The organism is Pseudomonas sp. URIL14HWK12:I12, assembly GCF_003097135.1.
Taxonomy (GTDB): Bacteria; Pseudomonadota; Gammaproteobacteria; order Pseudomonadales; family Pseudomonadaceae; genus Aquipseudomonas.
In genome coordinates this window covers 37,053-58,610 of the sequence record NZ_QEQL01000007.1, presented here as the reverse complement: position 1 = coordinate 58,610, position 21,558 = coordinate 37,053, and the positions used below count along the sequence as shown (strand labels likewise).

General features: G+C 61.9%; 23 protein-coding genes and 1 tRNA gene. 10 read left to right on the top strand and 14 right to left on the bottom strand.

The features are described from left to right. Positions 1-67 precede the first annotated feature (67 nt). Positions 68-1,282 carry a methyltransferase gene (locus F474_RS19510; RefSeq protein ID WP_097088325.1) on the bottom strand — a complete coding sequence of 405 codons (1,215 nt, stop codon included), beginning with the start codon at positions 1,280-1,282 and terminating at the stop codon, positions 68-70. Next, positions 1,282-2,025, bottom strand: a complete 744-nt coding sequence (locus F474_RS19505; RefSeq protein ID WP_097088327.1) for a transporter substrate-binding domain-containing protein — start codon at positions 2,023-2,025, stop codon at positions 1,282-1,284. The genes F474_RS19510 and F474_RS19505 overlap by 1 nt, the downstream gene beginning before the upstream one ends. A 426-nt stretch (positions 2,026-2,451) precedes the next feature. Between F474_RS19505 and gabP the strand changes: the two genes are divergently transcribed. Next, positions 2,452-3,840, top strand: a complete 1,389-nt coding sequence (gene gabP, locus F474_RS19500) for a GABA permease (RefSeq protein ID WP_097088331.1) — start codon at positions 2,452-2,454, stop codon at positions 3,838-3,840. A gap of 52 nt (positions 3,841-3,892) precedes the next feature. Here the strand turns inward: gabP and F474_RS19495 are convergent, their stop codons facing one another. The 5 genes from F474_RS19495 to F474_RS19475 all read right to left on the bottom strand — a co-directional run bounded on the left by F474_RS19495 (position 3,893) and on the right by F474_RS19475 (position 6,302). Further along, positions 3,893-4,219: a hypothetical protein gene (locus F474_RS19495; protein WP_097088333.1), complete on the bottom strand. Its 327-nt coding sequence runs from the start codon at positions 4,217-4,219 to the stop codon at positions 3,893-3,895. 204 nt (positions 4,220-4,423) lie between these two features. Then, on the bottom strand, positions 4,424-4,876 hold the full coding sequence (locus F474_RS19490) for a DUF3828 domain-containing protein (protein ID WP_097088335.1): 453 nt from the start codon (positions 4,874-4,876) through the stop codon (positions 4,424-4,426). Positions 4,877-4,900: 24 nt separating this feature from the next. Next, positions 4,901-5,350 (bottom strand): DUF3828 domain-containing protein, encoded by a 450-nt coding sequence (locus tag F474_RS19485; RefSeq protein ID WP_256577825.1) that lies wholly within the window; start codon positions 5,348-5,350, stop codon positions 4,901-4,903. Between the two features lie 10 nt (positions 5,351-5,360). Further along, positions 5,361-5,759 (bottom strand): cytoplasmic protein, encoded by a 399-nt coding sequence (locus tag F474_RS19480; RefSeq protein ID WP_097088336.1) that lies wholly within the window; start codon positions 5,757-5,759, stop codon positions 5,361-5,363. An 81-nt stretch (positions 5,760-5,840) separates the two neighbouring features. Further along, the gene (locus tag F474_RS19475) at positions 5,841-6,302 is read right to left on the bottom strand and encodes a hypothetical protein (protein WP_097088339.1); all 462 of its coding nucleotides are present in this window, start codon (positions 6,300-6,302) and stop codon (positions 5,841-5,843) included. Positions 6,303-6,624: 322 nt separating this feature from the next. On the opposite strand from F474_RS19475, the gene F474_RS19470 reads away from it, so the two are divergent. The 7 genes from F474_RS19470 to F474_RS19440 all read left to right on the top strand — a co-directional run bounded on the left by F474_RS19470 (position 6,625) and on the right by F474_RS19440 (position 12,376). Beyond that, complete coding sequence (locus F474_RS19470; RefSeq protein WP_097088342.1) at positions 6,625-7,575, top strand: fatty acid desaturase; 951 nt, start codon at positions 6,625-6,627, stop codon at positions 7,573-7,575. A gap of 20 nt (positions 7,576-7,595) precedes the next feature. Next, positions 7,596-8,645, top strand: a complete 1,050-nt coding sequence (locus F474_RS19465; RefSeq protein ID WP_097088345.1) for an ABC transporter ATP-binding protein — start codon at positions 7,596-7,598, stop codon at positions 8,643-8,645. Between the two features lie 16 nt (positions 8,646-8,661). Then, positions 8,662-9,291 carry an ABC transporter permease gene (locus F474_RS19460; RefSeq protein ID WP_097088347.1) on the top strand — a complete coding sequence of 210 codons (630 nt, stop codon included), beginning with the start codon at positions 8,662-8,664 and terminating at the stop codon, positions 9,289-9,291. Then, positions 9,291-10,019, top strand: coding sequence for an ABC transporter permease (locus tag F474_RS19455; protein ID WP_097088349.1), 729 nt, complete (start codon positions 9,291-9,293; stop codon positions 10,017-10,019). The genes F474_RS19460 and F474_RS19455 overlap by 1 nt, the downstream gene beginning before the upstream one ends. Continuing rightward, positions 10,016-10,921 carry an ABC transporter substrate-binding protein gene (locus F474_RS19450; protein ID WP_218191673.1) on the top strand — a complete coding sequence of 302 codons (906 nt, stop codon included), beginning with the start codon at positions 10,016-10,018 and terminating at the stop codon, positions 10,919-10,921. The genes F474_RS19455 and F474_RS19450 overlap by 4 nt, the downstream gene beginning before the upstream one ends. Positions 10,922-10,935: 14 nt before the next feature. Then, complete coding sequence (locus F474_RS19445; RefSeq protein ID WP_097088483.1) at positions 10,936-11,679, top strand: phosphate/phosphite/phosphonate ABC transporter substrate-binding protein; 744 nt, start codon at positions 10,936-10,938, stop codon at positions 11,677-11,679. Between the two features lie 253 nt (positions 11,680-11,932). After that, on the top strand, positions 11,933-12,376 hold the full coding sequence (locus F474_RS19440; protein ID WP_097088352.1) for a hypothetical protein: 444 nt from the start codon (positions 11,933-11,935) through the stop codon (positions 12,374-12,376). 15 nt (positions 12,377-12,391) lie between these two features. Here the strand turns inward: F474_RS19440 and F474_RS19435 are convergent, their stop codons facing one another. Next, on the bottom strand, positions 12,392-12,874 hold the full coding sequence (locus F474_RS19435) for a TIGR02391 family protein (RefSeq protein WP_097088354.1): 483 nt from the start codon (positions 12,872-12,874) through the stop codon (positions 12,392-12,394). Beyond that, positions 12,858-13,580, bottom strand: coding sequence for a DUF5343 domain-containing protein (locus tag F474_RS22565; RefSeq protein ID WP_125483389.1), 723 nt, complete (start codon positions 13,578-13,580; stop codon positions 12,858-12,860). The genes F474_RS19435 and F474_RS22565 overlap by 17 nt, the downstream gene beginning before the upstream one ends. A 306-nt stretch (positions 13,581-13,886) precedes the next feature. On the opposite strand from F474_RS22565, the gene F474_RS19430 reads away from it, so the two are divergent. Further along, positions 13,887-14,303 (top strand): recombinase family protein, encoded by a 417-nt coding sequence (locus tag F474_RS19430; protein WP_097088356.1) that lies wholly within the window; start codon positions 13,887-13,889, stop codon positions 14,301-14,303. Between the two features lie 1,099 nt (positions 14,304-15,402). On the opposite strand, the gene F474_RS19415 is transcribed toward F474_RS19430, so the two are convergent. The 5 genes from F474_RS19415 to F474_RS19395 all read right to left on the bottom strand — a co-directional run bounded on the left by F474_RS19415 (position 15,403) and on the right by F474_RS19395 (position 19,504). Beyond that, entirely contained in the window at positions 15,403-15,657 is a 255-nt protein-coding gene (locus F474_RS19415; protein ID WP_125483388.1) for a DUF6538 domain-containing protein, read from the bottom strand. Positions 15,658-15,763: 106 nt separating this feature from the next. Continuing rightward, a tRNA-Phe gene (locus tag F474_RS19410) sits at positions 15,764-15,839 on the bottom strand. A 103-nt stretch (positions 15,840-15,942) separates the two neighbouring features. Continuing rightward, positions 15,943-16,215, bottom strand: a complete 273-nt coding sequence (locus F474_RS19405; RefSeq protein WP_097088366.1) for an oxidative damage protection protein — start codon at positions 16,213-16,215, stop codon at positions 15,943-15,945. Continuing rightward, positions 16,212-17,276, bottom strand: coding sequence for an A/G-specific adenine glycosylase (mutY, locus tag F474_RS19400; protein ID WP_097088368.1), 1,065 nt, complete (start codon positions 17,274-17,276; stop codon positions 16,212-16,214). Before mutY ends, F474_RS19405 begins: the two co-directional genes overlap by 4 nt. Then, a complete protein-coding gene (locus tag F474_RS19395; protein WP_097088369.1) occupies positions 17,273-19,504 on the bottom strand; it encodes an AsmA family protein in 2,232 nt (743 codons plus the stop codon). The genes mutY and F474_RS19395 overlap by 4 nt, the downstream gene beginning before the upstream one ends. A gap of 404 nt (positions 19,505-19,908) precedes the next feature. Here F474_RS19395 and F474_RS19390 point away from each other — a divergent pair, with 404 nt between their 5' ends. Beyond that, positions 19,909-21,555, top strand: a complete 1,647-nt coding sequence (locus tag F474_RS19390; RefSeq protein ID WP_097088370.1) for an OFA family MFS transporter — start codon at positions 19,909-19,911, stop codon at positions 21,553-21,555. Positions 21,556-21,558 lie beyond the last annotated feature (3 nt).

Here is a 21,558-nt window from a genome sequence, read left to right as displayed (position 1 = left end):
CTGTAGGCCGGAAACACGCTTTTCCAAGGTTGGTCCACAGACCTTTCCACAGAGTTATCCACAGCTTTCAGCGGGGGAGTTGGGCCACGAGCATGAGGTTGCGGGGGGTCAGCTCGCGGGCGCAAAAGGTGCCGACCGTGGTGTGGTAGCCGTGCTCCTGCATATAAAGGGCGCGGTCCAGGGTGAGCCAGAGCTCCAGCGGGCGCCGGAACAGGTTGCGCGGCAGCTCGAGGTTGCGCACGTGGGCCAGGCGTTGCCAGCCGCGTGCCTCCAGCTCGGCCCAGTCCGTATCCGGCAGGGCCAGGCCTTTGAGCGCCGCCATGGCCTGGCACCACTGCGGGAAGGGCTGGGCGAAGGCGGCGCTGGGCAGCGGCGGGGTGGGCAGGTAGTGGTCGCTGCCTTGGGCTTCGCGCTGCCAGAGGTCGAAGGCCAGGCGCCAGGCCATGGACTGGTCGCGCTGGCGGCGAACGCGGGCGCCTGCGGTAACGGTTTCGCTGGCGGGCAGGCCGAGGTCGTCCTTGTCAAGCTCAAGGCCCAGGGCGCGAGCTGGCTGCGACAGCGGGGTGTAGTGGCTGGCCTGGATGCGGTTGTAGCAGCAGGGGGCGATGGCCAGTTGCTGCACGCCACGTTCGGCGGCGAGCGCCAGCAGGCGCACGTGCAGGTCGCCGCACGCGTGCAGGGCCACCGGCGTGATGCCTGGGGCCAGGCGCTGTTCGCAGGTGCTGGCGAGCACGTCTTGCTGAATGTGCTCGGCGGGCAAGCCGAGGCGTTGGCTCAGGGCTGCGCCGCTGGCGACGAGGGCCGGGTCGTATTCCAGGCAAGTGAGCTGTTGGCCGGGCTGTACGAGCCTGCGGCCCAGGTGGCCTTTACCGGCGCACCAGTCGAGCCAGTGGTTCGGGGCTTGGGCAAAGCTCAGGTGCTGGGCGAAGGCCTCGATCTGCTGCCATTTGCGCCCTGGCACGTCCACGCTCAAGCGCCCGGGCGGCGGGGGTGCGGGGTGGGCGGGCAGCGGGCCGACCTCGGCAAGTGCTTGGGCTTGCCGCGCCCATTCAGGGAATGGCGGGGGCGCGGCGAGGGTGCCTGGGGCGTGGTGAGCGGTTTCGGCGTGCTCCAGGCTTTGCGCCCGCAGCCAGGCGGCCAGGGCCGGCCACTGCTGCTCCCACGGGCATTGCAGCTGCGTGAAGGGGCGTGGGCGCCAGATGCCCTGATGCTCGCGCAGAAAGGCGCCAAGCGCTTCGAAGCGCTGGCGCAGGGCAGCGCCGTGCAGTGCCTGGGCGGCCATCAGCGGATGCTGAAGGGGAAGTACTTGTCGTTCAAGCGTTTGAAGGTGCCGTCGGCGATCACGTCTTTGAGCGCCAGGTTCAGGCGCGCGCGCAAGGGGTCGTTCAGGCGCACGGCCATGCCGATCTGGTCACTGTTCTCCACCGGGTCGCCCTTGAGCGAGAAGCCTTTGCCAGCGTCGGTGCGCAGCCATTCATAAGTGGCGTATTTGTCGGTGAGCGCAGCGTCGATCTGGCCGGTGGCCAGTGCGTTGTAGAGTTGGTCCTGGTCTTCGAACAGTTGCACGTCGGCCACCTGGGCCGCGTTGGCTTCGAGCCAGGCCGACGACAGCGTGTCGTGCTGTGCGCCCAGGTGCTTGCCCATCAGGGTCGCCGGGTCGTTGGTCACGTCGGAGGCGTCCGGCGCTACGAACTGCAGCCGGTTGATGTAGTAGGGGTCGGTGAAATCGGCGATTTCCTTGCGCTCGGGAGTGATCGACATCGACGACATCACGAAGTCGAACCGGTTATCGTTCAGCGCCGGTAACAGCTGGTCGGTGGGCGTGGTCACGATTTCACATTCAACCTTCATCTTGGCGCACAGCGCAGCGCCCAGGTCCGCGTCGAAGCCCACCACCTGGCCGCTGGCGTCCACATTGTTGAAGGGTGGATGGCTGCCGTCGATGCCCATGCGCAGCTTCTCTGCAGCCTGTGCAGAGCCCGCCGCCAGCACGGCCGCCAGGCAAAACGTGATCATTCTGTACATCGAGGGCTCCACAAAGATGGGTAATTACAAACTTTGACACTCATTAGTGCAAAAACATCACGCGCGGCAAATAAATAGCTGAGCTTGCCTTAAAGGTTGCACCTATATCGCGCTACTACTTTAGTCTCAGAACGAAGAAGGTTGCGCTGCCGGTTGCACCTGTTTGGCTCCGGGGTGTTACCTTCGCCTCGAATTGGTGCGATCATGTGCGCGTTTTGGGAATTCTGGTAATGGACAATTCCCCAATCCGAAGGTTGCTCAGCCCATTTGCCTCTGCTGGAAGGCGCGAAATCCGCGCTTTGCGAAACATTTTGTAATTCTTGGCGCAGTTCTTGCGTAAATTATTCACAACGGCGTGTTGTTTTCTTTTTACGAAAACGATGTATGGTGCCGGACTGTTCGCTTTTTCCTTCTGAAGGTAGTTCTATGAGCAACACGACTAACAATGGCTTGGCACAGGGGCTCAAGCAGCGCCATGTGACCATGCTCTCCATCGCCGGGGTCATCGGCGCGGGTCTGTTCATCGGTTCGGGCAAAGCCATCGCTTCGGCGGGCCCAGCAGTGCTGCTGGCTTACGCTGCAGCAGGTGCGCTGGTGGTTCTGGTCATGCGCATGCTGGGCGAGATGGCCGTTGCGCAGCCAGACACCGGTTCCTTCTCCACCTATGCAGATCGCGCGATCGGCCATTGGGCCGGCTTCACCATCGGCTGGCTGTACTGGTGGTTCTGGGTGCTGGTCATTCCCCTGGAAGCCAACGCCGCTGCCGCCATTCTTAACTCCTGGTTCCCCGCGATCGACATCTGGGCCTTCACCCTGGTGATTACCATCGCGTTGACCATCACCAACCTGTTCAGCGTCAAGAACTATGGCGAGTTCGAGTTCTGGTTCGCATTGATCAAGGTGCTGGCGATCATCGCCTTCATCGTGGTGGGCCTGGTAGCGATGTTCGGCTGGTTCCCCGGCAGCCAGGTGTCGGGTGTGAGCCACCTCACCGACACCGTCGGTTTCATGCCCAACGGCCTTGGCGCCGTAATCGCCGCCATGCTGACCACCATGTTCTCCTTCATGGGCACCGAGATCGTAACCATCGCCGCAGCGGAGTCCCGCGAGCCCGGCAAGCAGATCTCCAAGGCTACCAACTCGGTGATCGGCCGTATCTTCCTGTTCTACCTCGTGTCGATCTTCCTGGTCGTTGCCCTGGTGCCATGGAACGACCCGACTCTGCCGAAGATCGGCTCCTATCAGGCCGTGCTTGACCTGATCGGCATCCCGCACGCCAAGCTGATCGTCGACATCGTCGTGCTGGTGGCCGTTACCAGCTGCCTGAACTCGGCGCTGTACACCTCCTCGCGCATGCTGTTCTCGCTGGGCAAGCGTGGCGACGCCCCCGCGGCCTCGCAGCGCACTACCCGCGCTGGCACGCCGCACATCGCCGTGCTGATGTCGACCGCTGCTGCGTTCCTGGCCGTTTTCGCCAACTACGTTGCGCCTGCTGCGGTGTTCGACTTCCTGCTGGCCAGCTCCGGTGCCATCGCGCTGCTGGTGTATCTGGTGATCGCCTTCTCGCAGCTGCGCATGCGCCGTGCTGCCGAGGCCAAGGGTGAGAAGCTGGAGTTCAAGATGTGGCTGTTCCCGGGCCTGACCTACGCTGTGATCCTGTTCATCATCGCCATCCTCACCGTGATGGCGCTGCGTGAAGATCACCGCTACGAGATCGTGGCTACCGCCATCCTGACCGTGGCTGTGGTGATCACTGGCTTGATCGTCGACCGTCGCAAGAAGGGCGCTGCCGGTTCTGTTGCCCGCACTGCCTAAGCCGCAAGGCCATTGAAAAGGCCGCTGCCCTCACAGGCAGCGGCCTTTTTGTTTACCAGCCACCGCGCCAACCGTGTGGCGGTGGAGGGGCCGGCTGGTAATAGACCACCCGTGGCGGGGGCGGCGGCGGTGCGTAGTACACCGGGCGCGGCTGGTAATACCGGGGTGGCGGTGGTGGCGGGGCATAGTAGCGCCCGCGGTCGTGGTGATGGTGGTGGCCGCCGTCGTCCAGGGAGCTGGCGATGATCGCGCCTACGGCAACACCTGCGATAGCCGGGACGATGACGTCGCTGGGCTGCGCCGAAGCGCTGGTGGAGGCTACGCCTGCACCGATCAGGCACCCCGACAGCAGCAAAATCCTGGTCATCTTCGAAAGCATGTCGTTCTCCATCGGCGAAAACCGTTCGCCGTGGATGTATGAAACGACATCCGTTTGTAAGGTGCGGTCTGGGTTGTGTAAAGGAAGGGTAAAACGAGGCGGTGGCACGCAGAGGGCTTCGTCGCCCCGCTAGCCGGCCTCCCACCCGTGTGTGCCTGCAACACGAGTGGAAGGGCGGCTGGCCGCCTGGCGTGCGGGCTGGGGTTAGTCGGCGTCGGTGCCGTTGCCCTCGACCTTGCTGATTCGCCAGCCATCGGCGCTTTTGGTCAGCTCGACGGTGAGGTCGATGCTTTCGGCCACATCGTTGCCCAGCACCACATCCTCGGTAACGGTGTTGCCCCTGCTGGCCTGCTCGGTCACTTTTACGTGGCCCACCCAGCTCTCTTCGTAGTCTGGCCCTTTGATGAAGTAGTCCTCATCCAGCCCTTCGGCGCTGCTGGCCTGTTTGTTCAGGTCGGCGAGCAGTGCGTCGGCCACGTACTTCTTCATGTCCGCAGGCTTGTCGGTCAGCGGGTTGATGCTGCCGTCGCTGGCCAGGGTTTTCAGGTACCAGGTGTAGAAGCGTTCGGTGGTCTGCTTGGCGCTGGGCGCAGTGTCGGCCCAGGCCAGGCTCTGCTGAAGGCAGAGCGCGGTGAACAGTGCAATCAAACGTGCCATGGGTGTGCTCTCGACAATAAATGCTCAGTCCTGGGCTTCGGTGGCCACGCCGTCGACTTTGCTGATGCGCCAGCCGTTGGCACCTTTGGTCAACTGCACGCTCAAGGCGTTGGCGTTGTCCTGGGTGGTGCCGAGCATCACGTTTTCGATGGCCACGTTGCCCTTGACCGACTGCTCGGTCACCTTGATGTTTTTCAGCCAGCTGTCGTCGTAGTCCTGCGACTTGGTGAAGTAGTCCTCTTCCAGCCCGTCTTCACTGTCCATTTGCTTGCGTAGGTCGGCCAGCAGGGTGTCGGCGACGTACTTTTTCATTTCCGGAAGGTTATCTTGCAAGGGCGCTTCGTCCTTGCTGAAGGCTTCCAGGTACCAGGCATAGAACGAGCGGGTGGCTTGCTGCGCCGTGGGCGAGGTATCCGCCATGGCCAAGCTGGTTTGCAGGCACAGCAGCATGAACAGAGCGAATAGCTTTTTCATCGATAGGACCTTACTGGGCCGCGCAAGCGTATGCGTAGCGGTAGACGGTAAAGGGTGGGTGGTGTTTGCGGTATGACTGCCCCGGGTACATGGTGCGCTGGCGGAAGTCCGAAATCCAGATCTTGCCGTTGTACATGGTCATGTGGCCATGGGGGTGGCCGGGGATGGGCTGGATGATTGCGACGTCGCCGGCCTTGAGCGGCGTGTCCTGGCCCTTGTCGTTCTTCAGCTCGATAGGCTGGAAGCCCACCAGAAACAGCGAGCGGCCATAGTCTTTGGCAGACTGATGCCGCGCCAGCGTCACACCACCGGCTTCCACCGCCTTGCGGGTGAACTCGGCGCAGCGGCCCAAGCTATGGCCGGTGGCGTGGGCGTTCAGGTATTCGACAGCACGATTGGCGTTCCACATTCCTTTGATCTTCCGTGAGAAGGGGGGCGTGGAACGCATTCTATCGGCGAGTTTTTGTCATCGCCAGATACAAATTCACCATCAAGAGGCGTTGCGCGCAACGATGGCTTCGGAAGCGGCGACGTAGTCATGCTGAAACGCTTCGCTCTCGATCCACGCAACGGCCGTCTCTTCGTCGCACTTGTCACGCCAGATCTTGTAGCTGACCAGGCACCCGAAGATGAAGTCGGTGAGCGGCTCCTCGTCCCAGAACTGCGCCAGGCGGGTCATGGGCTTGCTCTGCAGGAACGCCTCGCACAGGGCCTGCTGGCTCTGCTTGTGTGCCTCGGCCAGTTGTTGGAACAGCTCATCCAGCTCGCCGCTGTCGTCCATGGCATCGAGCAGCAGGTCCGGCGTCACCTCGCCGTGCTCGTCCATGGGGTTGTCCGAAGGCTGGGCGGCAAAAGGGTCACGGCGCGGCTCGTTGTTGCGGCCGATGCGCTTTTCCTTGGCCTTGGCGGCGGCGCGGGCCTTTTGTTTCTGCTGCTTGCGTGCTGAGGACATGGGGCGGTTCTCTGGGCGTTGGAGCGGTAAAAAGCAGAGCCCCCAATACCTTGCGATATCGGGGGCCTCGAAAACGGGGCTAAACGCCGGTGGGGCATTTTTACCTGAAGCGGTTCAGGCTCCTCGGAGCCCGCTAGGGGCGAAGTTTACTGGGATTGCCCCCCAGCCACAACGCCGCCTCTCGGGGCGAAAGGTGCCAATAGCGCGCCGAGCAGCGCGCTTGCTTATTTCAAAAATGAATGTTGAAGGCATATTTTCTTATTTTTAAGAAATAAGCGGCCGTGATAACTAAGTACTTCCAGCCCTCAGTGCAGCTATTCCCATGGCCCGATACCTCGACGACGCCCACCGCCAGCAAATCGGTCTCGTGTTGCGCACGTTCGCCGCGCGCACCGAATGGCCCACTTGGTTGTTGCTGGTGAGCTTCTATGCCGGTTGGGCTGCCGTGATATTCGGCGGCGCGGCCTTGGGTAAGCTGGCGAGCGTGATGGTGTTGGTGCCGCTGCTGGTGCTGTGGATGTCATTGCAGCATGAGTGCATGCATGGCCACCCGACGGCCTCTGCACGCCTGAACACAGGCCTTGCCTATCTACCCTTCGCCGTGTGGTACCCCTATCCCCTGTACCGCGATTCGCACATGGCCCATCACAACGAGCATACCCTCACGGTGCCGGGGCTCGACCCCGAAAGCCGCTACGTCAGCGCCCAGCGCTGGGCGGCAGCCGGCCCGTTCGCCCGTGCCCTGCTGTGGGCCAATAAAACCCTCGGCGGCCGCCTGGCGCTGGGGGTGTTCACGTCGCTGGCTGCGCTGGTGATCGAGGATGTCTTGCCGGCCTTTCGTGGCCGGGGCGGGCAGCGCCGGGTATGGCTGGTTCACGGCCTTCTGGTGGCTGTGCTGTTGTATGGCGTGCAGCGTTTCAGCGCCCTGAGCGCCCTGGAATACGTCGCCTACGCCTCGCTGCCAGCGCTTGCCGTCACGCTGATCCGCTCCTTCAGCGAGCACCGCCCTGCCGCCAACCCGGCGCACAGGACGGTGCTGAATGAGTCAAGAGGGCTATTGAGTTGTCTGTTCCTGAACCTGAACTTGCACCTGGTTCACCATGACCTGCCCGGGCTGCCGTGGTACTGCCTTCCGGGCGTGTACCGGGCCAGGCGGCTATGCTGGATCGCACGAAACGACGGGTATGTGGTCAGCGGATACGCAGCGTTGCTGCGCCGCTACTTCAGCCGGCCGGTCGACTCACCTCGATACCCTGGCCAGCTGCCCGTCTAAACCGCTGGCTGGAAGGCTTGATGATTGAATTTGATGCGGTTACGAAATTTCATGAAGGCAAAAGCGAGCCAGCGGTCAGCGACCTGAGCCTTCGCATCGCGGGCGGTGAGCTCTGTGTGTTCATCGGCCCCAGCGGGTGCGGCAAAACCACGAGCCTTCGCCTGATCAACCGCCTTGAAACGCAGAGCAGTGGCGTCATCCGTGTGAACGGGGTGGCCAATGACGCGATGGACGTGGTCGCCCTGCGTCGCAGCATCGGTTTCATGATGCAGAACGCTGCGCTGTTCCCTCACCGCACCGTTGCCGAAAACATCGCTACGGTGCCCCGGCTGTTGGGCTGGAAGGCCGCAGCCATCGAGGCGCGCGTGCAGGAGCTGACCGCCATGCTGGGGCTGCCTGGCGAGCTGCTGGGCCGCTACCCAGGGCAGCTTTCCGGCGGGCAGCAGAGCCGTGTGGCGCTGGCCAGGGCGCTCGCCTCCGACCCGCCGGTGGTGCTGATGGACGAGCCCTTCGCCGCCCTCGACCCGCTGATCCGCGAGCACCTGCAGGACGAGTTGGTGGCGCTGCAGCGCCGCCTGCGCAAAACCATCATTCTGGTCACCCATGACATGGATGAAGCCATGCGCCTGGGCGACCGCATCGCGGTATTCGAAGGCCACGGCCAATTGGCCCAGTTCGACGCACCGGCGCAATTGCTCGCCCAGCCCAAGAGCGACTTCGTGCGCCAGTTCGTGGGCAGCGACCCGTCGCTCAAAAGGCTGGCATTGATGAAAGTGTCGGCCCTGCCACGAAGCCCTGTAGCCGGTGGGCAAGCCTCGAGCCCGATCACCCACCCGGTCGATGGCCGCTTCACCCTGGCCTTGAACGAGCGGTTACAGCCCCTGGCCTGGCGCAGCAACGATGGCAGCGAGGCGCCTCGGCTGGCCGTGGTGACCGATGAAGACACCTTGCACCAAGCGCTTCTCACGATCCTCAACAACGCGGGCACCGCCGCGGTGCGTGTGGATACCGAGGGCAGGTACAGCGGGTGCATCACCTGCTACTGCCTTTACCAAGCCTTGAACTCCTAGTGGGCGGCCCTGCGCGATGATCGATTTCTCCTGGGTCATGGACAACAGCTCGCAGATCATTGGCCTGCTGCTCGACCACCTGCTGTTCGTCGCCGCGTCGTTGGCCATAGGTGCCGCGATCGCCAGCGCCATGGTATTGCTGACCTTGCGCTGGCCAAGGCTGGCAACGCCTTTTCTCACCCTCAGCGGCCTGCTGTTCACGGTGCCGTCGCTCGCCATGTTCATCCTGCTGATGCCGTTCACGGGGCTGTCGAAAACCACCTCGATCATCGGCCTGAGCCTGTATTCCCTGCTGATCGTGTTGCAGAACGTGCTGGCGGGGCTTGCCAGCAACCCGCCGGAGGTCATTGAGGAGGCTCGCGCGCTGGGCCACACCCGTTGGCAGACCTTCATTCACGTCGAGCTACCCTTGGCGATGCCGGCCTTTCTGGCAGGGCTGCGCACCACGGCGGTGAGCCTGGTCGGGCTGGTAACGGTCACTGCCATCATCGGCCAGGGCGGCCTGGGGCAGTTGTTCATCACTGGCCTGACCCTGGGTTTCACCACCCCTGTGGTGGTGAGCCTTGCGCTCACGGTCGCCCTGGCCTTGTGCCTGGACGCAGCCTTCTGGGCCGTCGAAAAAGCCGTGATCCGGTGGGAGAGGTAATGGGCATCGTCACAGGCGTAATTCACTGGTTCCTCAACCCAGAACATTGGCTGGGCGAGGAGGGCGTGCTCACGCGGCTGCTTGAGCACCTCTACTACGTGGCGCTAAGCCTCGCCATCGCAGCTGTTATTGCCATTCCGCTCGGGGTGCTGCTGGCCAACTCCCGCAAGGCGTCGCAGTGCGCCATGGGCCTGTTCAACGTGGGCCGCGCGCTGCCCTCGCTGGGGGTGGTGATCCTGGCGATCATGGTGGTGGGTTATTCGCCGAGCACGGTGATCTTCGCCTTGGTGCTGATGACGCTGCCGCTTCTGCTGACCAACACCATCGTCGGCATTTCGCAGGTCGACAGCGAACTCAAGCGCGGCGCAGTGGCCATGGGCATGTACCGTTGGCAGGTGTTCGTGCAACTGGAATGCCCGCTGGCCCTGCCGCTGATTTTCGCCGGCGTGCGCGCCGCCCTTATCCAGCTGATCGCCACGGCCACCATTGCTGCCTATGTAGGCTTCGGTGGCCTCGGGCGCTTTCTGATCGATGGGCTGGGGCGCAACGACACGCCTCAGATCATCGCCGGCGCACTTCTGGTGTGCGCAGTGGCCCTTCTCAGCGAATGGGGCTGCGCGCGCATTCAGCGGCGCCTGAGCCGTGCTTCCCAGCCCGCCGCCCACCGCGGCCGAGCGCGCAGCGAACCGCTACCTGCCTCCGTTACCCCACCCGAGACCACGCCATGAAACCGACCCGAACCACCGCCGCCGGAAAAAAACCACGCTGGGCCCTCGCCATCGCATCGGGGCTGGCCCTGTTCATGGCCGGTAGCCTGGCCAATGCTGCAACCGTCACCGTAGGCGGCGCCAACTTCTCCGAACAAACCGTGCTGGCCAACCTTTACGCTGCCGCCCTGCGCAAAGAAGGCTTCGACGTGAAGATGCGGCTTAACCTGGGCAATCGCCAGATCATCGCCAAGGCCATGGAAACCGGCGAGGTCGACGTAGTGCCTGAGTACCTGGGCGCGCTGCTGGCCTTCTACGACGGCAACAACACCCTGACCGATGCCGGGCAGATCGAAGAAGCGCTCAAACCGCATCTGGGCAAAAACCTGGTGCTGCTGGACCCCGCTCCGGCCGGCTCAATCGATGCCTGGGCGGTGAAAAAGAAAACGGCAGAGAAATACCACTTGGCCAACATGAGCGACCTGGCCCCCGTCGCCAAGGACCTGGTCGTCGGCGGCCCTCCCGAGGTCAAGACCAACGCCCTGGGCCTGCCGGGCCTGAAGAAAGTCTACGGCATCGAATTCAAGTCGATGAAGTCGCTGGACATGGGTGGCCCGCTGACCCGGCTGGCGTTGAACTCGGGCGCGATCGACGTGGCGACGGTGGTATCCACCCAAGGCATCCTGGCCACCGAAGATTGGGTCGTGCTCAAGGATGACCGCCATCAGCAACCGCCGCAGAACGTCGTTCCCGAAGTGCGCACGGCGGTGCTCAACGACCAACTGGCCAAGGCACTCAATGCCGTGTCGTCCAAACTCACCGACGAACAACTGATCGCGCTGAACCGCCAGGTGGAGATTGACCACAAGGATGCGGCCAAGGTGGCCGAGCAGTGGGTGAGCACGCACCTGCAGGCGCCGTGAGGGCTGGCCTGTCGATGTACGTGGCGCCTGGGCAGGTGGTAGAGGCTCAGGCGGCGTGGTTGCGCGCGGCGGCTGCCTACTTGGGTGAAACCTGGCAACCGTTCGAGGGCGATGAGCTCATGGCTCAGTGGCTGGCGCCGGATCTGCGGCTGGCCCACACCTGCGGGTATCCGCTGGTCAAGCAGCTAGGGGGCAGGGTGAAGGTCGTCGGTACGCCTCGCTACGAGCTGCCCCACAGCAGCGGCGGCACCCATTGCAGCCTGGTGCTATGCCGCGAGCAGGCGCCGTTCGCCTGCCTGGCCGATGCGCGCGGCAGCCGCGGGCTGGTCAACGGCTGGGATTCGAATTCCGGGATGAATTTGTTTCGGCACAGTTTGCAGGCAGTGCACGACGGCGCGTTTTTCTCGGATGTGGTTGTGACGGGTGGGCACCGTGCAAGCCTGCGCCATCTCAGGCAGGGCCTGGGCGACCTGGCGGCGGTGGACAGCGTGACCTACGACTACCTCGCACGGGACCACAGTGAAGAAGTACAGGGCTTGCGGGTGTTGGCGCGCAGTGTGCCCAGCCCCTGCCTGCCCTTCATTACGTCGCGTCAAAGCGCTGATGCAGAGGTCGAGGCGCTGCGGGATGCGCTCAATCGGGCGCTGCCGCCGTTTGCAGCGGCGTTGGGCATCGAGGAGGTGATGCCGCCTGCGGATTACGGGGTGCTTTTGCAGTTGGAGGCTCAGGTAAACGGTAGCCGTTTTGCCTGGGCTTAGATGGGCGCACCGCCCGGCAAGCATTTCCAGCCCAAAAAGCAAAACCCCCGATACCTTTCGATATCGGGGGTTTTCGGTATTAGTGGTGCCCAGGGACAGAATCGAACCGCCGACTCTGGGCTTAGACCTGTAAACCCTTGGAGACTAAGGCCCTCAAGGAGGCCATATGTTCGAAAGTGTACCCGTAGTGTGTACTCGGGTATAGCTGTAGGCTGTAAGCAGTTTGATGATCGTGGAGTCTGGAGGGGGTTATATGTTCGAGCAAGAATGTCCGCTGGCTGAAGGTGATCGGGTAGACCACAAAATCTTTGGGCTCGGGACAGTAATAGGAGCGCCCGTCAAAATGATGGGGCCTGACATGAAAAGCCCCAAAGGTGTTCGGGAGGCGGGTTGGCGAATCGACGTCAGATGGGACGACTCTGATCGAAATGCCTCATCAGTAATGAGCTATGCGTTGCGCAAGGTTTCTTCACCGGATATCCGCCCATTTATGTACTGGGATCGCCAATGGCAGCCATTGCTGCAGGCTTGGTTGAATGCCCGGCGTGAAGTGGAGCGGCTCTCTTCTACTTTTCGTCCATTGCCCGACCCTGCGCAGACTGCTCAGGCTTTTGAGCTTGAGGCGGCCGCATACCAGGCTATGCAAGGATTTTGGCGGGAGGAGATGGAGAGGGGCGAAAGTGAGCAGGCTGGGTAGCCTGTGAGCACTAATCTACCAGGAAAAGCCTCCTTGCTCTAAGCGGCGGAGTAGCAAAGATGCAAGTGCGAGATGATCAAGGCAGACATCTGGGTCATCGCTCATATCTACGTCATGGCCTCTTGGGTTTCTAATCGCCATAACTGCGCCTGAAAAAAGGAAACTGTATCCTTTTTGTTCGTCAATTTCGCTCGCTGATTTTAGATCGGTGAGTTGTATGAGAGGATTGTTCTCGTTAAACGCTCTCATCATCAATTTATAGCCTGACTCATTTATTTTTGAAACTCTTTGAATTGTTTTATCTACGTACTTGAATGCCTCGAAGGTTGCTTCTGCGCAATGTCCGTCGTCGAATAGCTTCCTCACTTTCGCGGGAAGCTTTGGATGAATGTTTCTTTGGTCGAATGGATGTAGGTTAGTGGTGTCATGGCTTTCGCTAGAATCAAATAGCTTAGCTCTGCGAACAATCAGCTCAAATGCCTCAAGCGATATTTCCATTCAGAAGGTTCTCTCGAATGCTTTTAAATATACGGTCATAGGTTTCTTGATCCCCTCCCGCAGGAAGATTGATCTCGACCCGAACAGTCAGCGCCATTCCTCCATTAGGGGCGGTATTGGCTGGAGGTGAGACTGTCAGGTGCGTGGCGCTTGGCGATGGTGATTGAGCAGTTTCCTGTTGCTCGGACAAAGCTTTGGATGCAGGAGCCTTACTGCGCGATTGTTTGGTACTAACTTTCTCGGTTCGCTGGACTTTTGGAGTTGGAACTTTTACGCCATCAATTTTTCCGCTCAGTGTGGCGAATGATTGGAAAGTGGACGCTTGTCGTTTGCCTACAATTTCACTTGTCCCATCGGTGTGCCGGAAGTAGCCGATTAGTTTTGCGGTCGGCAATGTCCAAGCGTCTTCGCCGTGTAGGCCAAATAAGTCTTCGTATGCGTTCTTTATTATCTCGCTAAAGCCAGCCTGGAAGTCTTCATCGGCATGCTGGGTGAATACAGTCCCTACGGCAGGACCTTTCTTTCCCTCGGCGTCTAATATCCCCAAAAAGCGAAGCGCGTTGATTATGTACGTTTCGTTGTTTGGCGCGATGCCGAGTTTTTTCATGGTGTCGGCGCCGAATGATGCCGGAAAAGATCGCCGAAGCTGGGCGATGGTTTGGGCAAGACCAGCACTGCTTGTTACATAAGGATGCTTTACGGCCACAGCTATATCCCTCTCTCTATCTCGATTCCGTTATGCCACCATCATTCATGAATACCATAGCCTAATTATTTTTTGGCAAAAATTTCAGAGCCCCCCTATCCAATATGGCCTGTATTGACCTTCCCCCTCTGGGTCCAGTCACTTGTGCCGCATGACAACGCCAGTGTCTGTTGTGTCCGATCTGGCTCAGAAAGCACACCTTGTGGGCCATGCTGCTGGGTAGGCCCATGAGGTGGCTCATTGCTGTTGAAATCAATTGAGCTACTCGGGAGGCTGTGAGCCATACATTATGAGCCAGGTGCTGCCATGTCTGAAGTCATTGCCTATGTCCGGGTTAGCTCCGGGGATCAAACAACGAGTACCCAGCGAATGGCCATAGAGCAGCGCTTCAAGGTGGATCGCTGGTTTGCTGATGAGGCGACCTCTGGGGTCATCAAGGCCAAGGCCAGGAAGGGCATGGGTGAGTTGCTGAGCTACGCCCGGCAGGGGGACACGATAGTGGTGTACGCGATTGACCGATTGGGGCGCGACACCATCGACGTGCTGAAGACCGTAGCTGCTCTCAAAGATAAGGGCGCAGCAGTTGTTTCGCTTCGGGAGGGCTTTGATATGAGCACTCCCACGGGGGAGATGATGCTCACCATGCTTGCGGCTATGGCCAAGCTGCGTGGCGGAATCCGTGAGCCGGCCTGGCGGGTGACTGTAAGTCGAACACCTTTTTAAGATACTCGCCCCAGCGTTTGCCGAAGTTGTGTCCATACCAGCCGTCAGGGTTTGGGGTCAGCAAGGGGAACAGTTGGCCATTCTGTGGAAGCTCGGCGACATAATCCAGGAAGCCCAATTCGATAAGGTCCGGGTGCACAGCGACCGCCCGGAGGCTGCCGAGAGTCTTCATCGTACGCTTGTCGTTACCATCTTCCTCCGGCGTAGACATCAGGTCCAGATACCATATCCCGTCCTCGCTCTGTCTCACCTCGGATGCCCGCATCTGCGCAATCTCTTCGCGGCGGGCACCTGAGTAGCAAAGAAGAAGAGGTAGCCAGAACCATGCTTTACCGAAGGAGGCGCGAGGAGGCAGCCACTCACCTCGGAAGGCCGGGCTGGAGAAAATGGTGATGAGCTCTGGCCGGGTGTACGACTTGCGAGGCGCAGTACGAGCGGCTTTGCTACTGGCGTTAGCGAGCTGCTGGGTAATTCCAGAGGTGGTCACTGGGTTCTCAGCCAGATACTCCATCCGAACCGCGTAGCTAAAGATCGCTGAGAGGGCCATTATGCGATTTTTTATCGTAACGGTACTGAGACGGGGTAAATCCAGTGCATCCGCCTTGGCGATCTGTTCTGGGGCGCTTAGGGCTCGTATCCCATCGCCCTTGCTCGGAAGGCGGCGCAGGAGCCCTTGGAACTCCTCTACGGTCTTCCGTCTGATGCGTTCAATTGGCAAGTCACCCAGGAGCTCAATGAAGCGATTGATGGTCGCTTGTTACTCGCCTATTCGCTTTCACACGTCTCGACTATCGCCGTCAGTGTCACGTGCTCTACGAGCCCAAGATTCGAAGACCTCGGATAGCTTGTTCTCTTCGCGCGCGCGCCGAGTGCTGTTGAAGCTGAGTGGCTCTTCTGTCGGCATGCTCAGTGCGGTTGCGTGGTCATCGTGATAGCGCTTGAAGGCGATCTCCGAGCCGAAGTCGCGTCGATTCAGCATGTCTCTCGCTTTCCCTGCGCCAAAGCAGGACGCAAGTGTTTCTACTCCGTCGTCAGTGCAGATGAGCCACTGCTCAAAACTGCCTGATAGTTCGGAATCCTCAAGCCTTCGCTTTGCCCATCATGCGGCCAGCTGTACGGCATCACGCGCATCGGGCTGGAAGTCGCTCTGATTTTGAAGGCGAGTTCGGCCAAAGAGCTCTTCGGATTTGGTCCACTCTGCTGCGAAGCGGGTCTTGGCTTCGAGTCGGCAGGTCGTCTCAAGGCTGCGCTTGTAGAACTCGCCGAATTGGAGGAGGTGGGGCTTCACGTCCTTCGGGACGCGGCGGCGAATGTAGTAGATGCCGCTTCTTGGGTCTTTCCAGGGTTGGGCCATAAACGCCATCGTGTACCCGCCATGTGTACTCAAGTGGGGCGGGTTACAGCTCCTCCAGAAAGACAAAACCCCTGGAACCTTACGGAATCAGGGGTCTCGGTATTAGTGGTGCCCAGGGACGGAATCGAACCGCCGACACGGGGATTTTCAATCCCCTGCTCTACCGACTGAGCTACCTGGGCAACGGGGCGCATTAAACGGGTTTTTCAGGTAAGCGTCAAGCAAGTTTTGAAAAAAATTTTCAATCAAACCCGGCGCTTACGTTCCTGGCCCGGTTTTCCGGGGTTATTCGGCAGGCGGCACGTAGCCATCGGCCTTGGCGTAGTCCTCGCCGGAGAGGTACTTGTCCATCTCCTGCTGGATGAACTTGCGGTCTTCGGCGTTCATCATGTTCAGCCGGCGCTCGTTGATCAGCAGGGTCTGGTGCTTCTGCCAGTCGGCCCAGGCTTTCTGCGAAACGTGCTCGAAGATGTCCTGGCCCTTGGGGCCTGGGTAGGGCGGGCGGTCCAGCGCCGGGAGTTCTTCGTGGTACTTGCGGCACATGACGGTGCGGGTCATTGCGGTTCTCCATTCAATGCATCGGCCGCGTGCCTGAGCAGCTTCTTGACCGGGGCGGCCAGGCCCAGGCGCGGCGGGGTGGCGAGGTTATACCAGAGCCAGTCGGCATCGGCCACGTGAGCGTCGGTGGCGCGAACACGCACCAGCCAGGGCTCGATGGCCAGCTGGAAATGGCTGAAGGTGTGGGTCAGGCCTGGCATCTGCTGGGTGCCTACCTGCACCAGCGCGTGCTGCTCGACCAGGTCATCGACCTCTGCCAGCGCATCGAGCTGCGGCAGGCTCCAGAGCCCACCCCACAAGCCACTGGAGGGGCGGCGGTACAGCAAGATGGCGCCGTCTTCGTTGGCCAGCAGCGGCATCAGCGTGCGCCGCTGCGGGATGGCCTTGCGTGGCTTGGGCTCGGGGAAACGGGTTTCCTGGCCCAGCAGGTGCGCACGGCAGCCCTGCTGCACCGGGCACAGCAGGCAGGTAGGCTTGCTGCGGGTGCACAGGGTAGCGCCCAGGTCCATCATCGCCTGGGTGTAGTGGTTGGCCCGCGCGTGGGGCGTAAAGCGCTCTGCGGTGGCCCACAGCGCTCGTGCCACCGCCGGTTCGCCTGGGTAGCCGGCCTGGGCGGTAAAGCGTGCCAGCACGCGCTTGACGTTGCCGTCGAGGATCGGCGCCCGCAGGCCCATGCTGATGCTGGCGATCGCGCCAGCGGTAGAGCGGCCGATACCGGGCAACGCTTCGAGCTGTTCCAGGTCGCGCGGGAATTCCCCGCCGTGCTCGGCCATCACGATCTTCGCCGCTTTCTGCAGATTGCGCGCGCGGGTGTAGTAGCCCAGGCCCGTCCACAGGTGCAACACTTCGTCTTCGGCGGCTTCGGCCAGCGCCTGCACCGTTGGCAGTGCTTCCATGAACCGGTCGAAGTAGTTGAGCACCGTGCTCACCTGCGTCTGCTGCAGCATGATTTCCGACACCCACACCCGGTACGGGTTGATGCCCTGCTGCCACGGCAGGTCGTGGCGCCCGTACTGGTCATACCATGCCAGCACCGCGCCAGAGAATTGCTCGGGGCTCATCGTTTGAAAAGCCCCTTGATCGCATCACGCACCTGCGGGCTGACCTTGTCGCCGAGTTTTTCGTCGATCTTGTCTTCAACGCGGTTGCGCAGCAGCTGCGCGCCCACGCTGGCCATGCCTTCGCGGTCGATCCGGCAGGCCTTGGCGCCCAGCTCCAGCGGGCCACGGCAGCGAATAGGCACCTCGACATTGGCGAAGCGCTCGTTCACTTGGCACGCCGGGTCGGGCATGTCGCTCTTGTCGCCTTCGACGGTCACCCCAAGGGTGTAGTCCATGCCCAGCACGCGCAGGTCCAAGTCGCCCTGGCCATTGACCGTCAGGCCCGGGATAGCGGCCTTGAGGTCGGGGTTGCTGGCCACGCCGTTCTGGAAGCTCAAGTTGCCGCTGAGCTGGCGGAAGGGGGTGTCCTTGGCGCGAGGCTCACTGCTCAGGCTCTTCTGGTTCAAGGTAGCGATGCCCCGGCACAGCTGTTGCTCGAGGTTGGCGTTGACCAGCACACCGTTGGCCAGGTTGAAGCGCGCGGTGCCGGTAAGGGTGTCGATCAGGGCCTTCTGGCTGTTGCCGCTGGCGGTGAGGTTGCTGGTCAGGTCCAGCTCACCACGCAACGGTGGCTGCGGGTCGCGGGCCTTGAGCACCAGCTCCACCGGCACCCGCTTGACTTGGCTTTGCAGTGCCAGCTTGGGCACCTCGGGGCGCACGTCGAGGGTGCCGTGGGTTTCGAAGCTGCCGTGGGCCAACTCACCAGTGAGGGTCTGCAAGGTCGCCAGGCCACCTTGGCTCTGTACCTTCAGGCCAGCGTTCTGTATGGCCAGGTTCTTCAGTGTCAGCTTGCCGAAGGCGAGTTCTGCCTGGAGGTCGACCCCGCGCAGGGTTTCGATGGGGAACAGGCGATCGTCGCTCCAGGCGCCCTTGCTGGGTTTATCGGGCAGTGGGCCGGTGCCGGCGCCCAGGGCCGCCTGCTCGGTGCTGTCGACTTCGGCCTGGCGGGCCGCGCTCTGGCCTTGGGCGTCCTTGCTTTGCGGTGGCAGGTAGCGGTCGGCGTTGAAGCTGTCGGCCTTGAGCTGCACGCGCAGTGCCTGGCGAGCGATGTCATCCACCGCCAGGCGGCCATTGAACGTGCTGCCGTCGAGCTTGGCGGTCAGGTCTTCCAGCGCCAGGCTGTTGCGCGACGCCTGCAAGCGTGCCACCAGCTCCACTTGGCCCAGGGTAGTTGCGTCGGCCATTGCCGGCAGCGGCTGGGCGATGCCATCGAGGAACGCACGCAGGTCGAACTGAGCGATCGACAGTGCACCGCTCAATTGCGGGTCGCTGTCGAGGTTGCGCAGGTGCAGCTCGCCGAGGGCGCGCAGTTGGTTGGCCGAGAGCTTGAGGTTGCTCCAGTCCGCCACATGGGCGGCCAGGTCGACCAGCAGTTGGCCCTGGGTCGAGAAGGTCACGGTCTTGCCTTGCAGCGGGTCGCCCGACACTTCGCCAGACAGGCGCATGTCTTCGAGCTGGTAGCGCTTGAGCGCGGTGTCGTAGCGAACCTGGCCGGCCAGCTCAGTGCGCGCGCGCATCTGTGGCAGGTTGGTGCCCACGAAAGCAGTGAGCTTGAGTGGGATGCTCGCGCCCTCGTGCACCGCGCCGGTGCTCAGCTGGATGCTTTCGGCGGTGTAGTTACGGCCGGTTTGTTCATCGCTATAGGTGACGGTGGCGTTGTTCACCGTGAGGCTGTCGATGTCGAGCTTCATGCGCCGGCCGCTGCTGGCAGGCTGGCGCGGTTGCTCGGCAGGGGCGGGCGTTTGGGCTGCCCCGGGCTCGCTGGCCGGGGCTTCGGCGGTTTCCAGGGGCTTGCCGATGTCTTCCCAGTTGCCGTGGCCGTTGGCGTCGCGGGCCAGCTTCAGGTTCAGGCCGTCGACGCGGATGTCGCTCATCTGCACCTGTTTGCGCAGCAGCGGCAGCACGCGCACCGACAGGCCGAGCATCTGCAGGTCGGCGAAGGGTTTGTCGGGCGCCTGCAAGGTGGCGACGCTGGCATCGTGCAGCTCCAGGCCCAGCCAGGGGAACAGGCTCCAGCCGATGTCGCCCTTGAGGGTCAGCTCCACGTGGGCTTTGTCCCGGGCCAGTTGGCGAATCTCGTCCTTGTAGTCGTTGGGATCGAACAGGTGCGTCAGGGCAAAGCCCAGTGCCACCAGGATCACCAGCAAACCGAGCACGAAGATCCCCAGGATTTTGCCGAACGCTTTCATGGGCGTGTCCTTGAGAGAGAGTGTGTATTTCGAGAGCGGCCCAGTATAGGCGGTGCGCCATCAGGGTTAAAACCATGGCGCGCGGCTCGCTGGTCTGACAGCGGCTTCACCGGTTCATTGCGGCCGGACGCTGCGCAGGCTCGGCTACGCTGGGTGGGAGGCTATACGCCCGCGGCTGAACCGCGGGTTAACACCATCACAGAAACAATAAAAAAGGTGATGTCGAAATGACTTCAATGACCGGCGCAAGTGTTACCCTCCCGCCCGCTTGCAGCATTCGATGCGACAGCATGTCGCGTTTTTCCAAAGCCTGCCGATAAAAGAACGACCACCGCCTTGCGTGCAGAGAAGGTCGTGGGCTGCTTTCGTGCTGCTAAGCCAAAACTCACTGGGGGTATTACAAAATGAGCGCAAGCGTTCCGGGTGGCGGCCACGCCACCCAGCCTTCGTTCCTGTCCAAGGAACGCATCATCGCCCGGCCGGGCTTCAACCGTTGGCTGGTGCCACCGGCGGCCTTGGCGATTCACCTGTGCATCGGCATGGCCTATGGCTTCTCGGTCTTCTGGCTGCCGCTGTCGAAGGCCGTAGGAACGGCCTGCCCTGCAGAAATGGACTTCATCAGCCAAGTGTTCGCTAGCACCTGTGACTGGCAGATCTCCATGCTGGGCTGGGTCTACACCCTGTTCTTCATCTTCCTGGGTTGCTCGGCAGCCATCTGGGGCGGCTGGCTGGAACACGCCGGGCCGCGCAAGGCGGGTGTGGTTTCCGCTGCTTGCTGGTGCGGCGGCCTGCTGCTCTCGGCGCTGGGCGTCTATACCCACCAGATCTGGTTGATGTGGATCGGCTCGGGCGTGATCGGCGGTATCGGGCTAGGCCTTGGCTACATCTCGCCCGTGTCGACCCTGATCAAATGGTTCCCCGACCGCCGCGGCATGGCGACCGGCATGGCCATCATGGGCTTCGGCGGTGGTGCAATGGTCGGGGCGCCGCTGGCGACCGCACTGATGGGCCACTTCGCTGCCCCAGGCGTGGCCGGCGTATGGCAAACCTTCGCCGTAATGGCCGTGATCTACTTCGTGTTCATGCTCGGTGGTGCGCTGACCTACCGTGTGCCGCCGACCGGCTGGAAGCCTGAAGGCTGGGTGCCCCCGGTCAAGAAGGCCGGCAACACCATGATCACCGATCGCCACGTCCACGTGAGCGTTGCCTGGAAAACCCCGCAGTTCGCCCTGGTGTGGCTGGTGCTGTGCCTGAACGTGTCGGCCGGTATCGGCATTCTGGGCATGGCTTCGCCGCTGTTGCAGGAAGTGTTCGGTGGCCAGCTGATCGGTACCACCCTGTCGTTCAAGGAACTGTCGCCCGACCAGCTCAAGCAAGTGGCTGCGATCGCCGCAGGCTTCACTGGCCTGTTGAGCCTGTTCAACATTGGCGGCCGCTTCTTCTGGGCCTCGTTCTCCGACTACATCGGCCGCAAGTACACCTACTTCGTGTTCTTCGCCCTGGGCGCCGCGCTCTACGGCCTGGTGCCGAACCTTGGCCACCTGGGCAACGTCGCGCTGTTCGTAGGTGCGTTCTGCATCATCCTGTCGATGTACGGCGGCGGCTTCGCCACTGTGCCTGCTTACCTGGCCGACCTGTTCGGCACCCAGATGGTTGGCGCGATCCACGGCCGCCTGCTGACCGCCTGGGCCGCTGCCGGCGTGCTTGGCCCGGTGTTGGTGAACTACCTGCGTGAATACCAGCTGTCGATCGGCGTGCCGCCGTCGGCGGTGTACGACAAGACGTTGTACATCCTGGTAGGCCTGCTGGTGCTGGGCTTTATCTGCAACGCCCTGGTGCGCCCGGTTGCCGACAAGTACTTCATGAGCGACGAGCAGCTCGCTGCCGAGCGCGCATTGAGCCATGACAAGGCTGCAGGCTCAGCCAACGTGCTGGAATGGCACGCCGCTTCCGGCACCTGGCCGGTGGTGATCCTGGCCTGGCTGGCCGTGGGCATTCCGCTGGCCTGGGGTGTGATCGTCACCCTGCAGAAGGTCGCTGTACTGTTCTGACCC

Excerpts from the sequence above, each read along its gene's own strand:
- F474_RS19510 (WP_097088325.1), bottom strand. The coding sequence starts at position 1,282 with ATGGCCGCCCAGGCACTGCACGGCGCTGCCCTGCGCCAGCGCTTCGAA.
- F474_RS19505 (WP_097088327.1), bottom strand. The coding sequence starts at position 2,025 with ATGTACAGAATGATCACGTTTTGCCTGGCGGCCGTGCTGGCGGCGGGC.
- gabP (WP_097088331.1), top strand. The coding sequence starts at position 2,452 with ATGAGCAACACGACTAACAATGGCTTGGCACAGGGGCTCAAGCAGCGC.
- F474_RS19495 (WP_097088333.1), bottom strand. The coding sequence starts at position 4,219 with ATGCTTTCGAAGATGACCAGGATTTTGCTGCTGTCGGGGTGCCTGATC.
- F474_RS19490 (WP_097088335.1), bottom strand. The coding sequence starts at position 4,876 with ATGGCACGTTTGATTGCACTGTTCACCGCGCTCTGCCTTCAGCAGAGC.
- F474_RS19485 (WP_256577825.1), bottom strand. The coding sequence starts at position 5,350 with ATGAAAAAGCTATTCGCTCTGTTCATGCTGCTGTGCCTGCAAACCAGC.
- F474_RS19480 (WP_097088336.1), bottom strand. The coding sequence starts at position 5,759 with ATGTGGAACGCCAATCGTGCTGTCGAATACCTGAACGCCCACGCCACC.
- F474_RS19475 (WP_097088339.1), bottom strand. The coding sequence starts at position 6,302 with ATGTCCTCAGCACGCAAGCAGCAGAAACAAAAGGCCCGCGCCGCCGCC.
- F474_RS19470 (WP_097088342.1), top strand. The coding sequence starts at position 6,625 with ATGGCCCGATACCTCGACGACGCCCACCGCCAGCAAATCGGTCTCGTG.
- F474_RS19465 (WP_097088345.1), top strand. The coding sequence starts at position 7,596 with ATGATTGAATTTGATGCGGTTACGAAATTTCATGAAGGCAAAAGCGAG.
- F474_RS19460 (WP_097088347.1), top strand. The coding sequence starts at position 8,662 with ATGATCGATTTCTCCTGGGTCATGGACAACAGCTCGCAGATCATTGGC.
- F474_RS19455 (WP_097088349.1), top strand. The coding sequence starts at position 9,291 with ATGGGCATCGTCACAGGCGTAATTCACTGGTTCCTCAACCCAGAACAT.
- F474_RS19450 (WP_218191673.1), top strand. The coding sequence starts at position 10,016 with ATGAAACCGACCCGAACCACCGCCGCCGGAAAAAAACCACGCTGGGCC.
- F474_RS19445 (WP_097088483.1), top strand. The coding sequence starts at position 10,936 with ATGTACGTGGCGCCTGGGCAGGTGGTAGAGGCTCAGGCGGCGTGGTTG.
- F474_RS19440 (WP_097088352.1), top strand. The coding sequence starts at position 11,933 with ATGTTCGAGCAAGAATGTCCGCTGGCTGAAGGTGATCGGGTAGACCAC.
- F474_RS19435 (WP_097088354.1), bottom strand. The coding sequence starts at position 12,874 with ATGGAAATATCGCTTGAGGCATTTGAGCTGATTGTTCGCAGAGCTAAG.
- F474_RS19430 (WP_097088356.1), top strand. The coding sequence starts at position 13,887 with ATGTCTGAAGTCATTGCCTATGTCCGGGTTAGCTCCGGGGATCAAACA.
- F474_RS19415 (WP_125483388.1), bottom strand. The coding sequence starts at position 15,657 with ATGGCCCAACCCTGGAAAGACCCAAGAAGCGGCATCTACTACATTCGC.
- F474_RS19405 (WP_097088366.1), bottom strand. The coding sequence starts at position 16,215 with ATGACCCGCACCGTCATGTGCCGCAAGTACCACGAAGAACTCCCGGCG.
- mutY (WP_097088368.1), bottom strand. The coding sequence starts at position 17,276 with ATGAGCCCCGAGCAATTCTCTGGCGCGGTGCTGGCATGGTATGACCAG.
- F474_RS19395 (WP_097088369.1), bottom strand. The coding sequence starts at position 19,504 with ATGAAAGCGTTCGGCAAAATCCTGGGGATCTTCGTGCTCGGTTTGCTG.
- F474_RS19390 (WP_097088370.1), top strand. The coding sequence starts at position 19,909 with ATGAGCGCAAGCGTTCCGGGTGGCGGCCACGCCACCCAGCCTTCGTTC.